Here is a 14,079-nt window from a genome sequence, read left to right as displayed (position 1 = left end):
GATCGGCGTGCGCCGTGCCCGAGCGCCTTCGAAGGCACTCCCGGCGCGGCGGCACGGTGGCGGGCTGGAATTCAGCCGCCGAGCGCGTCCAGCTTGAACTGGACCAATTGACGAGCGGACGTATCGCTCTTCGGCAGCGCGTCGAGCGCGACCTTGTAGGCGGTGCGCGCATCGTCGCGCTTGCCTTGTGCCGCGAGCAAGTCGCCGCGGCGATCCGACACGACGCCCTTGAACGCATCCAGCGGCGCGTCGGCCAGCACCTTGAGACCTTGGTCGTAGGCTTTATCGTCGAGCAGCAACAGCGCGAGACGCAGCTTCGCGACCTGCTTGTACTCGTCGTCCTTTGCGTGGTCGATGGCCCATTGCAGTTGCGCCTTCGATCCCGCCGCGTCGTTCGCCGCGTACAGCGCGCGCGCCGCGACGAGCGCGGTCATCTGCGCGTAGGCCGTGCCGCCGAACTTGTCTTCCATGTCGGCTGCGACGCGGCCGATTTTCGCCTTGTCGTTCGAGGCGGCGGCCTGCTGAACCTGATCGTAGAGCACGGCAGCTTCACCGGCCTGCCGGCGCTGCCAGTAATTCCAGCCGTTCCAGCCGGCGGCGGCGACCAGCGCGACGAGGACGATCCACGTCGATGCGTTGCCCCACTTGGCCCACCAGGCTTTCAAATTTTCGAGTGATTCTTGTTCGTCGTGATAGCTCATCGTCCTGCTATTCCTTCAATGCCTTATGTGTTGCGCGTTCGACTTAACGGGGCGCCCCGGCGCCCGGCACGCGCTGCCTAATTTTTAATCAGCGCCGTCGTCGGCGGATGCAACCATCGCATTGATTAGAAATTCGGTCAAGTCTTCCACCGGTACGGTGGACTGCTCGCTCTTTTGACCATCTTTCGCGGTATTACGAAGCGGCTTCACGCCGACCGTGCCCTGCGCCAGTTCTTCTTCGCCCAGCACGACGGCAAAAGCGGCGCCGCTCGCGTCGGCCTTTTTCATCTGCGACTTGAAACTCGCCGACGCCCCGTCCGCACTGCAGTGGAGGATGACGTCGAGGCCCGTGTCACGCAAACGCTCGGCGATGATGAACGCCTGCTCGCCCGCCGCCGCGCCTTGATGGACGACATACACGTCCGTGCCTTCCAGCTCCGGCACGAGCTTCTCTTCCTTCAGCAATTCAAGAATACGCTCGATGCCCATCGCCCAGCCGCACGCGGCGGTCGGCTTGCCGCCGAGCTGCTCGATCAGCGGATCGTAGCGGCCGCCACCGGCCACCGTGCCCTGCGCGCCGAGCTTGTCGGTCACCCATTCGAACACGGTCAGGTTGTAATAATCGAGACCGCGGACGAGCCGCGGATTGATCTTGAACGGGATATTGTTCGCCAACAGAAGACGTTGAACGCCTTCGAAGTGCGCGCGCGATTCATCGCCCAGAAAATCGACGAGTTTCGGCGCGTTCTGCGCGATCTCCTGCATGTCCGGATTCTTCGTGTCGAGTACGCGCAGCGGATTGGTATAGAGGCGGCGCTTCGCTTCTTCGTCCAGCGCGTCGACGTGCTGTTCCAGATACTTGATGAGCTCCTCGCGATGCGCCGCGCGCTCTTCCGGCTGGCCGAGCGAATTCAGTTCGAGCCGGATGCCCGTCAGCCCGAGGTCGTCCCACAGGCGCTGACACATCATGATGATTTCGGCGTCCGAATCCGGCCCGGAGAAACCGAGCGCTTCCACGCCGACCTGATGGAACTGGCGATACCGCCCGCGCTGCGGACGCTCGTGACGGAACATCGGGCCGATGTACCACAGCCGCTTCGGGCCGTCGTAGAGCATGCTGTGCTCGATCGCGGCGCGCACGACAGCCGCCGTGTTTTCCGGGCGCATCGTCAGATGCTCGCCGTTCAGCGCGTCGGTGAAGCTATACATTTCTTTCTCGACGATATCGGTCACTTCGCCGATTCCGCGCGTGAAAAGCTGCGTATGTTCGAGAATCGGCGTGCGGATATTCTGATATCCGTAAGCGCGCAGCATCGACTTGACCGTCGATTCGAGAAATTCCATCAACGCCGCATCCTCCGGGAGGATGTCGTTCATGCCCTTCACGCCGCTCAGCTTGCCGAGCTTTTTCTTCTGTTCTGTCATCTGTCTTTAGAGTGAAACCGCGGCCGTCTCTTCGCGCTTGCCATAAGTGCGCGCAACGTAGTCGCTGACGATTTGCTGGAATTCTTCCGCGATGCGCTCACCGCGCAGCGTCTTGACCTTCACACCGTCGATAAACACCGGCGCGGCGGGATTTTCGCCCGAACCCGGCAAGCTGATGCCGATATTCGCCTGTTTCGATTCGCCCGGACCGTTCACGATGCAGCCCATGACCGCCACGTGCATCTTCTCGACGCCCGGGAACTGGTCGCGCCAAACCGGCATTTCATTGCGCAGATACGTCTGAATTTGCGACGCGAGTTCCTGGAACAACGTGCTCGTGGTCCGTCCGCAACCCGGACACGCGATCACCATCGGCGTGAACGAGCGCAGGCCCATCGTTTGCAGAATTTCCTGCCCGACGATCACCTCGCCCGTGCGCGCGCCGCCCGGCTCAGGCGTGAGCGAAATGCGGATCGTATCGCCGATGCCTTCCTGCAGCAGCACGGAAAGCGCCGCCGTCGAAGCGACGATCCCCTTCGAGCCCATGCCCGCCTCGGTCAGCCCGAGATGCAGCGCGAAGCTACAACGCTTGGAAAGCTCGCGATACACCGCGATCAGGTCCTGCACGCCGCTCACCTTGCACGACAGGATGATCCGGTTGCGCGGCAGGCCGAGTTCGACCGCGCGCTCCGCCGAGCCGATCGCCGATTGAATCAGCGCCTCGTACATCACGCTTTGCGCTTCCCAGGGCGTCGAACGCGCGGCGTTTTCGTCCATCATCCGCGCGAGCAGGTCCTGGTCGAGGCTGCCCCAGTTCACGCCGATCCGCACCGGCTTGTCGTAACGCGCCGCCGCTTCGATCATCTGCGCGTATTGCGTGTCGCGCTTCGCGCCTTGCCCGACATTGCCCGGGTTGATCCGGTACTTCGAGAGCGCCTCGGCGCACGCCGGATGATCGCGCAACAACAAATGACCGTTGTAATGAAAATCGCCGACGAGCGGCACCGACACGCCCATCCGGTCGAGCTGGTCGCGAACGTGCGGCACAGCGGCGGCGGCTTCCGGTGTATTCACCGTGATCCGCACCAATTCGGAGCCGGCTTGCGCCAGTTCCTTGACTTGAATCGCGGTGCCGATGGCGTCGGCTGTGTCGGTATTCGTCATCGACTGGACGCGCACGGGCGCATCGCCGCCGATGGTGACGAGCTGGCCGCCCCAGCGTACGTCGACAGCGTGCGACGCGCGCCGCGGCCGATGACCGCCGAACACCGGCTCGGTCGAACAAATCTGGCTTTTAATCAGGGATTGAGTTTCGGATTGCATCGAAAAACCCTCTTGCACCGCCGACTTCGCCGCGGTCAGTGCGTGTGTGGAATGCTGAAACCGGCGCCGCGAGCCTTAAGCCGCGAAGCCTCCAATCGATGAAGCGCCGTTAGGGTAACGAAAATCGCGCGACGTTGCCGCGCGCGTCGGCGTATTTCGCGGGATCGACGTTCTTGCCGTCGAAGGTCATGGACTGGAGCCCCGCCTTATTGCCGACCGTGACCTTGAACGGCGCGTCGCCCTGCACGCGCTGGCTGCTTCCGCCATGCACGAGCCCCGAGAACACTTCCTTTCCGTCGTTCTGGCGCACGCTGAACCAGCTGTCCTGCGTGACCGAGAGTTGCAGCGCATTCGATCCGCTGCCCGCCACCGCTGCCGCCGAAGCCGGCGCGGCGCTGGAAGGCACGGCCGGCGTGGACGCCGGCGAATTTTGGACGGCCGCAATCGTCGACGACGACGCAGGCTGCGCGTTCGTCCCGAGCGGACGCGGCATCGGCTGGCCGCCAATGGTAACGGCAGCGCCCGGCTCGCTGGCTGAACCCGCTGACGGAGTTGCGCCCGGCGTACCGGCCGAAGCGGCTTCGCCCGTATTCGCCGCGGCGATTTCATCGGGCGTCGCAACCGACGATGCCGCAACGGTCGCTTCGCTCGCGGTAGACGTCGGCGAGACATGGGCGCTTGCCTTCAGGCGAGCAAGCCACGCCGACGAATCGCCGCCCGTGTGCCACATCGCCAGCGCGAGCAATGCGACCACGACGGCCGCAACGCCCCACAACCACGACCGGCGACGCGGCGCGCTGCCAAGCGGCACCGAAACGCGGCCACGCGGAAGGCCTGCGCCGGACGACGCGGGCAAGGAGAGATTTTGTTCGAGCGGTCCGTTGGCGCGACGCAGCGCCTGCGTGAACGGCTCAGGATCGGCGCCGAGCATTTTTGCGTAACTGCGGACAATGCCCGCTGCGAACGTGCGATCCGGCAGATGGCTGATGTCGCCGAGTTCGAGCTCGCGCAGCTTCTGGGGCGAGACTTTCAGACGCGCGGACACATCGTCGATGGACCAATGCTTCGCTTCGCGCAATTGCGTCAGCGCTGCGCCGACAGCCACGATGGAATCCAGATTTCCGCCTTGATTTGCGCCCACGCGCGCTCCCGGCTGCTTGCCAAAATTCCCCTCGGCATGCTCAGCCTGAATTCCGGAGTGGTGACCGGTTTTATCTCCGAACGGCGCCGGGTGCTGCGGCTCACTCATCCCAAATTCCTCGCATCGATTCTTTACTTGCGCTGCCGGCGTGGCGCGCACTCACTGGGTGCACGCCGCGCGTCATAGGTTGCAACCCGAGGTTGCAGACCGCTTTATAGCAAAATCCGCGGCCTCGTGTGCCGCTTCCGATCGCCCGCTGCTTTTTGTCTGGTGTTTTTCTTGTGCTGGTACTGAAACGCGCCAGAAATGTCTGAGATTTCACGAAAGCCGAAGCGCTTTCTGCAAATCGGCTCGTGCGGCCGTCAGATCGATCGAACCTCGATTACCTTCGACGCCTTCCCCATCCGCTCGGCGAGACGTGTGCGATCCTGCACTGCACCGGCAAGTTGCCCGCATGCGGCATCGATATCGTCGCCGCGCGTCTTGCGTACGGTCGTGACGACGTTAGCGTCCATCAGAACCTGCGCGAAACGCTTGATCTGGTCATTGCGCGAACGCGTGAGACCGGATTCCGGGAACGGATTAAACGGGATGAGGTTGAACTTGCACGGCACATCGCGCGTGACCGCGAGCAGTTCGCGGGCGTGCGCTTCCGTGTCGTTCACGCCATCGAGCATGCAATATTCGAACGTAATGAAATCACGCGGCGCCACTTTGAGATAGCGCTGGCACGCGGCCATCAATTCGCGCAGCGGATATTTCTTGTTCAGCGGCACGAGCATGTCGCGCAGCGGATCGTTCGGCGCGTGAAGCGACACCGCCAGCGCGACCGGCAAATCGGCGGCGAGTCGATCCATCATCGGCACGACGCCCGACGTGGAAAGCGTCACGCGGCGACGCGACAAACCGTAGGCGTTGTCGTCGAGCATCAGGCGCATGGCCGGCACGACGGCGTCGTAGTTCAAGAGCGGTTCGCCCATACCCATCATCACGACATTCGTGATGACACGATCGCCCTTGCCCGGCCCGCCGACTTCACGGCCCATCGACTTGCGCATTGCGAATTCCGCCATGCGCAACTGACCGATGATTTCGCCCGTGCTGAGATTGCGTGAAAAGCCCTGCTTGCCCGTCGAGCAAAAGCGGCAATTCACGGCACAACCCGCCTGCGAGGAAACACACAGCGTGCCGCGGTTTTCCTCGGGGATAAATACCGTTTCGACCGCGTTACTGTTGCCGACGTCGATTAGCCACTTGCGTGTGCCGTCGGTGGAAACGTGATCGCGGACGATTTCGGGCATCGCCATGTTGGCGCGGCCCTTTAATTTTTCGCGGAGGGATTTCGCCAGGTCCGTCATGCCGTCGAAGTCGTCGGCGCCGTACTGGTGAATCCATCGCTGCAACTGTTTGGCGCGAAACGGCTTCTCCCCCAGGCTGTCGCAATAAGCGATGAGCCCGGCGGCGTCAAGATCGAGAAGGTTGACGGTGGTACTGCTCGTCATGTCGAATTCTGCCATTTCTGTCTTGAGCGAAGCCTGGACATTCGTCCGGGAGCCTTCGCGCCAAATTCCATCTTATTTCAGCGGATTCGGAGAGCAAGTGCGCGATCCGAATCCAGCCAAATTGATTAAAGCGACTGCTTATCGCGCCCGATTAACGCGAATAAACGTTCACTTCCGGGAAGAAGAATGCGATTTCCTGGCTTGCCGTTTCCGGGGCATCCGAACCGTGCACGGCGTTCGCGTCGATGCTGTCGGCGAAATCAGCGCGAATCGTGCCTTTATCGGCCTTCTTCGGGTCCGTCGCGCCCATCAGGTCGCGGTTTTTCGTGATCGCGTCTTCGCCTTCCAGCGCCTGGATCATTACCGGGCCCGAAATCATGAACTCGACCAGATCCTTGAAGAACGGACGTGCAGCATGAACAGCGTAGAACTTTTCAGCGTCAGCGCGCGACAGATGAACCATGCGAGCCGCGATAACCTTCAGGCCCGCATTCTCGAAACGGCTGTAGATTTGACCGATAACGTTCTTTGCCACTGCGTCCGGCTTGATAATCGACAGGGTGCGTTCGATCGCCATGAAAAACTCCAAAAAATTAACGGGTTACGAATTTAAATGAATCTGCAATTATAGCACGAAGAGAGGTATCATTGCGATTGAAACCTTACGGTTTAGTAAGAATCAAAGCAACGAAGTAGCGCGCGTGTCGTATGCAACAAACGGTAAGAAAAGTATTGTCGCATCCCATGTGGCCCTATTGAATTTGAGGCAAGCTGCATTCATATTGGCGTCATGGGCGGCGCGCGTCGGCGGAAAGCCGGAGTTCACGCGGCGCTTCGATTCGGCCTTATTTGTTGGCGCTTGCAACCATCAGCATTACATCGTCAAGGCAAGGAGAAACCATGAACGAATCCCCGTACAGTTTTGGCCGCAGCGGCACCGTCACCTCGGCCGAGACCCGAAACCGCGTGCTACGCAACACCTATTGGCTGCTTGCCCTTTCTATGGTGCCGACGGTGCTCGGCGCATGGATCGGCGTGGCGACCGGTTTCTCGCTCTTCGCGGCGACCAGCCCCACCATGAGCTTCATCGCGTTCCTCGCCATCGCGTTCGGCTTCATGTTCGCGATCGAGAAGACGAAGAACAGCAGCATTGGCGTGCTCGTCCTGCTCGGTTTCACGTTTTTCATGGGCTTGATGCTGTCGCGGCTACTCAGCTTCATCCTCGGTTTTTCGAACGGACCGCAGCTCATCATGCTTGCGTTCGGTGGCACTGGCGTGATCTTCGCGGCCATGGCGACCATCGCAACGGTCAGCAAGCGCGACTTTTCGGGCCTCGGCAAGTGGCTGTTCATGGGCGTGCTGGTGTTGTTGCTTGCCTCGTTCGCGAACATCTTCCTGCACCTGCCGGCGCTGATGCTGACGGTCTCGGTGCTCGCCATCGTGATTTTTTCGGCGTATATGCTGTTTGACGTCCAGCGTGTCGTAAATGGCGGCGAAACCAATTACATCAGCGCCACGCTCGCGATCTATCTTGATCTGTACAACGTGTTCACGAACCTGCTGGCGCTGCTCGGCATCTTCGGCGGCAATCGCAACTGAGCATCAAATAGGCACCCACTGAGCACCGATAGACGGGCTTCCGCTCGCTAAATAAGAAAGAACTAGCAACGCCTCTCGCAAAACAAAAAACCGGCCCTCGGGCCGGTTTTTTCATGTCTGCGCGAGATCGCGGCGCCGCTTGATCACGCCTCGTCTCGCTCGAACAACGCGATCGACTCGACATGCGACGTATGCGGAAACATGTTCACGACGCCCGCGCCCTTCATCCGATAGCCGGCCTCGTGGACAAGCAAACCCGCGTCGCGCGCGAGTGTCGACGGGCTGCATGAGACGTACACGATGCGCTTCGGCAGCGGTCCGTCCCCGCTTTGCGCGATTTCGGCCAGCGCCCGGATAATCGCGAGCGCGCCGTCGCGCGGCGGATCGATCAGGAATTTGTCGAATGCGCCGAGCGCGCGAATATCGTCCGCGGTGACCTCGAACAGATTCCGGCACGCAAACGACGTGTGTTCCGCGACGCCATTCGCGCGCGCATTTTCCAGTGCCCGCGCCGTCAAGACCTCGCTTCCCTCAATCCCCACCACTTCCCGCGAAATTCGCGCGAGCGGCAACGTAAAATTGCCGATGCCGCAAAACAAATCGAGCACGCGATCGGTGCGGGACGGCGCGAGCAGACTTAGCGCGCGGCTGACCAAGACGCGGTTGATCTGATGATTGACCTGCGTGAAATCGGTCGGCTTGAACGGCATGCGGATATCGAACTCCGGCAGCGTGTAAGCCAGTTCGCGATCGAGCGGATAAAACGGATAAACCGTGTCCGGGCCCTTTGGCTGAAGCCAGAACTGCACGCCGTGTTCGTCGGCGAAAGCGCGCAGCAGCGCTTCGTCGGCGTCGGTCAGGGATTCGAGAATGCGCAAAACCAGCGCCGTCACGTCCGATCCCACGGCGAGCTCGATTTGCGGCATGCGTTCGCGGATCGACAAACCGCCCACCAACTCGCGCAACGGCACGAGCAGCGCGGAAACATGCGGCGGAAGCACCTCGCAGCTCGTCATATCGACGACAAAACTGCTCTTTTTCTCGTGAAAACCGACCAGCACGCCGCCCTTTTTCGCTACATAGCGCACAGTAAACCGCGCGCGGTAGCGATATCCCCACGACGGTCCGTGGATCGGGCGAAACATGGTTTCAGCGCGCAACTTGCTTAAGTGTTGCAGATTGTCTTCGAGAACGCGCTGTTTCGCGGCGATCTGCGCGCGCACTTCGAGGTGCTGCATCGAACAGCCGCCGCACACGTCGAAATAACGGCATTTTGGTGTCGTCCGGATCACGGCCGGGCGCAGCACTTTGACGACTACCGCCTGCTCGAAGCTCGGTTTCTTGCGGTAGCTCGAATACGTAACCCGCTCGCCCGGCAACGCGCCTTCGACAAAAATCACCTTGCCCGGCTCGCCGTTGTCGGTCGCGGTCCGGCCGACGCCGCGCGCCTCCATATCGAGTGCATCGATTTCGATTTCGGGCGCGACAAACGATGGGTCGATTACAACGGTCTTAACCGGCGCGCCGCGGCGGCGATGCGAGAATTTTCGAGCGGATTCAGACACCTGCGAACTTCCTGACTGACGTGGCAAAGGCGAGATTGTAGACGAACCCGGCTCGGTTACTGATCGAACGCGGCCAGATATTCCGCCCAGTGTGGCGACGGTTCCAGCGCCAGCGCATTTTTGACGAGATTCACCTCGTCGGCATATTCATCGGCGGAAAAACCACCGCGCATCAACTGGAAACGGCAATAAACAAGATACGTATTCACCACGTCCGTCTCGCAATAGGCGCGAATTTCGTCGATACGCCCGTCGCAGAACGCGTCCCAAACCTTGCTTCCGTCCATACCGAGCTTGCCCGGAAAGCCGCACAACTTGGCGAGCGCGTCGAGCGGCGCGTTCGCCCGCGCCTGATACATCGCGAGGACGTCCATCAAATCGGTGTGGCGCGAGTGATAGCGGCTCAGGTAATTGTTGAACTTGAATTCGCGGTCGTCGGTGCCCTGGTCCCAATAACGCGACGCCGCGATGCCGTGAACCAGCGCGCGGTAATTCAGCACGGGCAGATCGAAACCGCCGCCGTTCCACGAGACGAGTTGCGGCGTGTATTTCTCGATCACGCGAAAAAACGACTGGATGAGCGACGCCTCGGAATCCGTCGACGTGCCGAGCGACCGCACGCGAAAGCCGTTGTTATCGCGGAATACACAGGAGATGGCCGCGATACGCTGCAGATGATGCGGTAGAAAGTCGTTACCCACGCGTTCACGTCGAGCGGCAAATGCGGATTCCGCCACTTCGGCATCGGTGAGATCGGCGGGAAGGTCTTCGAGACGGCGAATACCGTCGACATCGGGAATCGTCTCGATGTCGAAAACGAGAATAGGTGTCATTGAGTCTGAAAGTACGGTGGCGCCCTGAAGGATTGCACCTCGAAAGACGCCACCTTAAAGCACGGCGTCTTTCCGAACGCCGTTCGATGCGAAAAAGCGCTTGAGACGCACGAGCGCCTCTTGCTGAATCTGGCGCACGCGTTCGCGCGTGAGGCCCATTTCGTCGGCGAGTTCCTCGAGCGTTGCGGGCTCGATGTGATTCAGCCCGAAGCGCCGCTCGATCACGTGCCGATGCTTGTCCGACAAGCGCGACAGCCAAAGTTTCGTCAACGTTTCCAGTTCGCGATGCTGCACTTCGGCATCGGGCGACTGGCTTTGGTCGTCGGAAAGAAGGTCGAGCAGGCTGCTGCCCGGGTCGAGATCGAGCGGCGCGTCGAGCGAGGCCGTGTGCTCGTTGAGCGCGAGAATATCGGTCACTTCCTCCGGCGTCTTGCCGGTGAGATACGCGATATCGTCGATACTCGCGTCGCGCCGGTCGGGCGCGATCGCCGTGTTCGAATTCGCGGAGTTCTTTTCCAGATGCCGTTTCGCGCGCAGAACCTGATTCAGCTCGCGGATCACGTGCACCGGCAGGCGCACCGTACGCGCCTGATTCATGATGGCACGCTCGATACTTTGGCGGATCCACCAGGTGGCATAGGTCGAAAAACGAAAACCGCGCGTGGGATCGAATTTTTCGATGGCGTGCATCAAGCCGAGATTGCCTTCCTCGATCAAATCGAGCAACGGCACGCCGCGATTCAGATAACCCTTCGCGATGCTCACGACCAGCCGCAGATTGCGCTCGATCATCACCTGACGCGCTTCGAATTCGCCCGCCTTTGCAAGACGCGAATAGCGCTGCTCCTCCTCGACGGTGAGAAGCGGCTTGACGCTGATCCGGTTCAGGTAATGCTGGATGGTGTCGGCCGTGAGTTCGGCCTGGAGAATCGACTTGAAGTCGTCGGCGTCGGGCGCGGAATCGTTTGCGCTCCCCCCCGCGTCCTTGCCGGGCGCGTCCGAGTCGTCCTCGGCGGTGTCGAGTTCGTTCTCGGCCGCGTCGCCCTCCTCTTCATCATGGCCCGAAGCACCGTCTTCCGCCGAAACCTGCATGGGTCGGCTGATGGTCTCAGTCTCGGCTTGCGGCGCGCGGCGCTTCGTTTTCGGCATGATGGTTTCGCTTATTGCGGCGGCAAATACTTCAGTGGGTCGACAGGTTTGCCCTGCCGGCGAACTTCGAAATGCAACATCACGCGGTCGGAATCGCTATTACCCATCTCGGCGATTTTCTGCCCTTTTGTTACCGCGTCCCCTTCTTTTACCATCAAAGCGCGGTTGTGTGCATATGCCGTGAGAAAAGTCGCGTCGTGCTTGATGATTACGAGATTGCCATAGCCACGGAGCCCATTTCCGGAGTAGACGACCCGTCCATCCGCCGATGCATTCACCGCGTCGCCCGCCGCGCCGCCGATGTTGACGCCCTTGTTTTTGGCGTCGTCGAAGGTGCCGAGGATCGGACCGCGCGCCGGCCAGATGAACGCCGGCTGTCCGGTCGCTGCAGCAGCGCCGTTATCGACGCCCGGCGCGAGCGCTGCGCCGGCGACCGCGCCCGGCACGGCCGGTGCGGTTCCCATTCCCGACGATGATCCATAGACCGGCGCTGCCGCGAGTGTCCCCGTCGTCACGCCCGCTTGCGGTGCATTGCCGAGCGGTTGGCTCTGCACGCCGCCGCCCGCGACCGGCGACGTCGACACGCCCGGCGTCATCGCGGCGAGATTCGCGCCCGGCGGCGCGACCCGGACCAGTTGATCGACTTCGATCTGGTTCGGGTTGGTCATGTTGTTCCACGCGGCGATGTCGCGATAATTCTGACCGTTTTCCAGCGCGATCCGGTATAGGGTGTCGCCCGGTTTCACACGGTAATAGCCCGGCGGCGTCGGCCCGAGCGGGGCGCCGGCCTGAGCGTCCTGTGTGCTGATGGCCGCGCCGGTGCGGTCGACGACGGGCGCCTGATCCATACGCGTCGAACAGGCTGCCAGCACGGACAGCGCGAGGACGCACACGCCGCGCTCAACCGCCGTCAGACGGGCGTTAGCGCTCTTTTCTCGCATAGCATGCAACATACTCATCGGTGTCAAATCACTCCGGATTTTAAGGGTACAAAGAAAACACGATCGAGCTGCGATTCCCGCCACTGAGTGGCCGAGACGCGCTCGACAAGCGTGAGCACCTGCGATTGCGCCGTCTGCGAACCGACCGGCGCGACCAGCCGGCCGCCGATTGCCAGTTGCTCCAGCAACGCCTGCGGCACGTCCAGCCCCGCGCAGGCGATCACGATCGCGTCGAACGGCGCGGCGGCGGGCAACCCAAGCCGGCCGTCGCCGTAATGCAGGCGGATATTCGGCACCCGCAACGGCCGCAAATTCAGTTTTGCGCGCTCGGACAACGGCCGCACGCGCTCGATGGAATAAACATCGGTGGCGATCTGCGACAGCACGGCCGCCTGATAACCGCAGCCGGTGCCGATTTCCAGCACCTTCTGCAGCGTGCGGCCCGCTGCCACGAGTTCGATCATGCGCGCGACGACCGACGGTTTCGAAATGGTCTGGTGATGCCCGATCGGCAGCGCGGCGTCTTCATAAGCCTGCGCGGCAAGACCGGGATCGACGAACATGTGGCGCGGCACGACCGACATCGCGTTCAGCACGCGCGGATCGGTAATGCCGTTGCCGCGCAGCCTTTCGACCATGCGCTCGCGCACCCGTTCCGAAGTCAGCGCATGCACCGTATTGAGCGCGACGTTCGGCGCGCCCTTTCTGACAGTGACGGACGCGATGGCTTCGCGCGGATCGGCCGGACGCGGCGGTGCGCCACGCACCGCACCCGGCCGATGCAATGCGGCAGCGGACGGCGCGGGCTTCGGCTTCGGCGCCAGCGCGGGTTTCAGCGCCGCGGGTTTCAGCGCCGCGGGTTTCAGCGCCGCGGGCTTCGTGGCAAGGGTTTTCGTCGGCGCGGCTTTGGACGATGAAATTTTGGACGGCGCGGTTTTGGACACAGCCGAACCCGCGCCGCTCACCGACCGGAGCGCGCCCGAGGCGGAGGTCTTCGCGAGCGGTTTGCGCGGCTCGCGCACGAGATCGGCGAGTGCGAGCGGAAAGCGCTTCGCGCGCTCGTCCGTCATGGACGGCGGCTCCCGGCGTTCGCCCATTCGCGCGTCCCGGCTAGCAGCGCCGTATGCGTCAGGTCGAGTTGCAGCGGCGTGATGGAAACGTGACCGTTCGCCACCGCGTGGAAATCGGTGCCTTCGCTGGCATCGCGCGCATCGCCCGACGGGCCGATCCAGTAGATCGGATTGCCGCGCGGATCGGTTTGACGGATCACCGGCTGCGAAGGATGGCGTTTGCCGAGCCGCGTGACGCGCCACTCGCCCATCTGGTCGTAAGGCAAACTCGGAATGTTGACGTTCAGCAACGGATGACCGGGCATCGGATGCGCCAGATAATGCGCGACGATCTCCGCGGCGACCCGCGCGGCATCGTCCAGATGCAGCCAGTCGCGCCCGACGAGCGAAAACGCGATGGCCGGCACGCCAAACATGAAGCCTTCGGTGGCGGCGGCGACCGTGCCGGAATACAGCGTGTCCTCGCCCATGTTCTGGCCGTTGTTGATGCCCGAGACGACGAGGTCCGGCCGTTCGTCCAGCAGGCCCGTCAGCGCGATATGCACCGAATCCGTGGGCGTGCCGTTGAGGTAGTAAAAGCCGTTCGCCGCCTGATGAATGTTGAGCGGCCGCGACAGCGTCAGCGAATTCGATGCGCCGCTGCAATTCTGCTCCGGCGCCATCACGGTGACTTCGCCGAGCGGGGTGATCGCCTCGTGAAGCGCATGGATGCCGCGCGCCAGATAACCGTCGTCGTTGCTGAGTAGGATTCGCATCCGGCGATTGTAACCGAGGAAAGATTGCACGCGAACGACGGCTCGGCGCGTTTCGGCGAGTCGCGTTTTTCCGCG

13 protein-coding genes are annotated in these 14,079 nt (G+C 62.0%); 1 reads left to right on the top strand and 12 read right to left on the bottom strand.

Annotated features, from left to right (window positions below; genetic code table 11):
- Positions 1 to 71: 71 nt before the first annotated feature.
- From AC3D25_RS07480 to ndk, 6 genes are all read right to left on the bottom strand, one after another.
- On the bottom strand, positions 72 to 701 hold the full coding sequence (locus tag AC3D25_RS07480) for a tetratricopeptide repeat protein (protein ID WP_488887791.1): 630 nt from the start codon (positions 699 to 701) through the stop codon (positions 72 to 74).
- Positions 702 to 785: 84 nt separating this feature from the next.
- Positions 786 to 2,126, bottom strand: coding sequence for a histidine--tRNA ligase (gene hisS / locus AC3D25_RS07475; protein WP_488887790.1), 1,341 nt, complete (start codon positions 2,124 to 2,126; stop codon positions 786 to 788).
- A 6-nt stretch (positions 2,127 to 2,132) separates the two neighbouring features.
- Positions 2,133 to 3,449 (bottom strand): flavodoxin-dependent (E)-4-hydroxy-3-methylbut-2-enyl-diphosphate synthase, encoded by a 1,317-nt coding sequence (ispG, locus tag AC3D25_RS07470; protein WP_488887789.1) that lies wholly within the window; start codon positions 3,447 to 3,449, stop codon positions 2,133 to 2,135.
- Positions 3,450 to 3,558: 109 nt separating this feature from the next.
- Entirely contained in the window at positions 3,559 to 4,698 is a 1,140-nt protein-coding gene (locus AC3D25_RS07465) for a helix-turn-helix domain-containing protein (RefSeq protein ID WP_488887788.1), read from the bottom strand.
- A 254-nt stretch (positions 4,699 to 4,952) separates the two neighbouring features.
- On the bottom strand, positions 4,953 to 6,092 hold the full coding sequence (gene rlmN / locus AC3D25_RS07460; protein WP_488887787.1) for a dual-specificity RNA methyltransferase RlmN: 1,140 nt from the start codon (positions 6,090 to 6,092) through the stop codon (positions 4,953 to 4,955).
- 151 nt (positions 6,093 to 6,243) lie between these two features.
- Entirely contained in the window at positions 6,244 to 6,669 is a 426-nt protein-coding gene (gene ndk / locus AC3D25_RS07455) for a nucleoside-diphosphate kinase (protein WP_488887786.1), read from the bottom strand.
- 323 nt (positions 6,670 to 6,992) lie between these two features.
- On the opposite strand from ndk, the gene AC3D25_RS07450 reads away from it, so the two are divergent.
- On the top strand, positions 6,993 to 7,691 hold the full coding sequence (locus AC3D25_RS07450) for a Bax inhibitor-1/YccA family protein (protein WP_488887785.1): 699 nt from the start codon (positions 6,993 to 6,995) through the stop codon (positions 7,689 to 7,691).
- Between the two features lie 143 nt (positions 7,692 to 7,834).
- Here the strand turns inward: AC3D25_RS07450 and rlmD are convergent, their stop codons facing one another.
- Genes rlmD through surE form a run of 6 tightly spaced genes read right to left on the bottom strand, consistent with a single transcriptional unit; the run spans position 7,835 to position 14,004 of the window.
- Positions 7,835 to 9,256 carry a 23S rRNA (uracil(1939)-C(5))-methyltransferase RlmD gene (rlmD, locus tag AC3D25_RS07445; protein ID WP_488887784.1) on the bottom strand — a complete coding sequence of 474 codons (1,422 nt, stop codon included), beginning with the start codon at positions 9,254 to 9,256 and terminating at the stop codon, positions 7,835 to 7,837.
- Positions 9,257 to 9,312: 56 nt separating this feature from the next.
- On the bottom strand, positions 9,313 to 10,089 hold the full coding sequence (locus AC3D25_RS07440) for a 3'-5' exonuclease (RefSeq protein WP_488887783.1): 777 nt from the start codon (positions 10,087 to 10,089) through the stop codon (positions 9,313 to 9,315).
- A gap of 54 nt (positions 10,090 to 10,143) precedes the next feature.
- Positions 10,144 to 11,238 carry an RNA polymerase sigma factor RpoS gene (gene rpoS / locus AC3D25_RS07435; RefSeq protein ID WP_488887782.1) on the bottom strand — a complete coding sequence of 365 codons (1,095 nt, stop codon included), beginning with the start codon at positions 11,236 to 11,238 and terminating at the stop codon, positions 10,144 to 10,146.
- Between the two features lie 11 nt (positions 11,239 to 11,249).
- A complete protein-coding gene (locus AC3D25_RS07430; protein ID WP_488887781.1) occupies positions 11,250 to 12,197 on the bottom strand; it encodes a peptidoglycan DD-metalloendopeptidase family protein in 948 nt (315 codons plus the stop codon).
- A 5-nt stretch (positions 12,198 to 12,202) separates the two neighbouring features.
- Positions 12,203 to 13,249: a protein-L-isoaspartate(D-aspartate) O-methyltransferase gene (locus AC3D25_RS07425; RefSeq protein WP_488887780.1), complete on the bottom strand. Its 1,047-nt coding sequence runs from the start codon at positions 13,247 to 13,249 to the stop codon at positions 12,203 to 12,205.
- Positions 13,246 to 14,004, bottom strand: coding sequence for a 5'/3'-nucleotidase SurE (gene surE, locus AC3D25_RS07420; RefSeq protein WP_488887779.1), 759 nt, complete (start codon positions 14,002 to 14,004; stop codon positions 13,246 to 13,248). The genes AC3D25_RS07425 and surE overlap by 4 nt, the downstream gene beginning before the upstream one ends.
- Positions 14,005 to 14,079 lie beyond the last annotated feature (75 nt).

Source organism: Caballeronia sp. SL1002, assembly GCF_057814995.1.
Note: the sequence above shows the minus strand (reverse complement) of the source record. Positions and strands in the feature narration are given on the sequence as shown.

What these genes read in the sequence shown, in the direction of transcription:
- AC3D25_RS07425 (WP_488887780.1), bottom strand. Translation starts at nt 13,249, where the DNA reads ATGACGGACGAGCGCGCGAAGCGCTTTCCGCTCGCACTCGCCGATCTC.
- surE (WP_488887779.1), bottom strand. Translation starts at nt 14,004, where the DNA reads ATGCGAATCCTACTCAGCAACGACGACGGTTATCTGGCGCGCGGCATC.
- AC3D25_RS07450 (WP_488887785.1), top strand. Translation starts at nt 6,993, where the DNA reads ATGAACGAATCCCCGTACAGTTTTGGCCGCAGCGGCACCGTCACCTCG.
- AC3D25_RS07465 (WP_488887788.1), bottom strand. Translation starts at nt 4,698, where the DNA reads ATGAGTGAGCCGCAGCACCCGGCGCCGTTCGGAGATAAAACCGGTCAC.
- AC3D25_RS07480 (WP_488887791.1), bottom strand. Translation starts at nt 701, where the DNA reads ATGAGCTATCACGACGAACAAGAATCACTCGAAAATTTGAAAGCCTGG.
- AC3D25_RS07430 (WP_488887781.1), bottom strand. Translation starts at nt 12,197, where the DNA reads ATGAGTATGTTGCATGCTATGCGAGAAAAGAGCGCTAACGCCCGTCTG.
- hisS (WP_488887790.1), bottom strand. Translation starts at nt 2,126, where the DNA reads ATGACAGAACAGAAGAAAAAGCTCGGCAAGCTGAGCGGCGTGAAGGGC.
- rlmN (WP_488887787.1), bottom strand. Translation starts at nt 6,092, where the DNA reads ATGACGAGCAGTACCACCGTCAACCTTCTCGATCTTGACGCCGCCGGG.
- rpoS (WP_488887782.1), bottom strand. Translation starts at nt 11,238, where the DNA reads ATGCCGAAAACGAAGCGCCGCGCGCCGCAAGCCGAGACTGAGACCATC.
- ndk (WP_488887786.1), bottom strand. Translation starts at nt 6,669, where the DNA reads ATGGCGATCGAACGCACCCTGTCGATTATCAAGCCGGACGCAGTGGCA.
- ispG (WP_488887789.1), bottom strand. Translation starts at nt 3,449, where the DNA reads ATGCAATCCGAAACTCAATCCCTGATTAAAAGCCAGATTTGTTCGACC.
- AC3D25_RS07440 (WP_488887783.1), bottom strand. Translation starts at nt 10,089, where the DNA reads ATGACACCTATTCTCGTTTTCGACATCGAGACGATTCCCGATGTCGAC.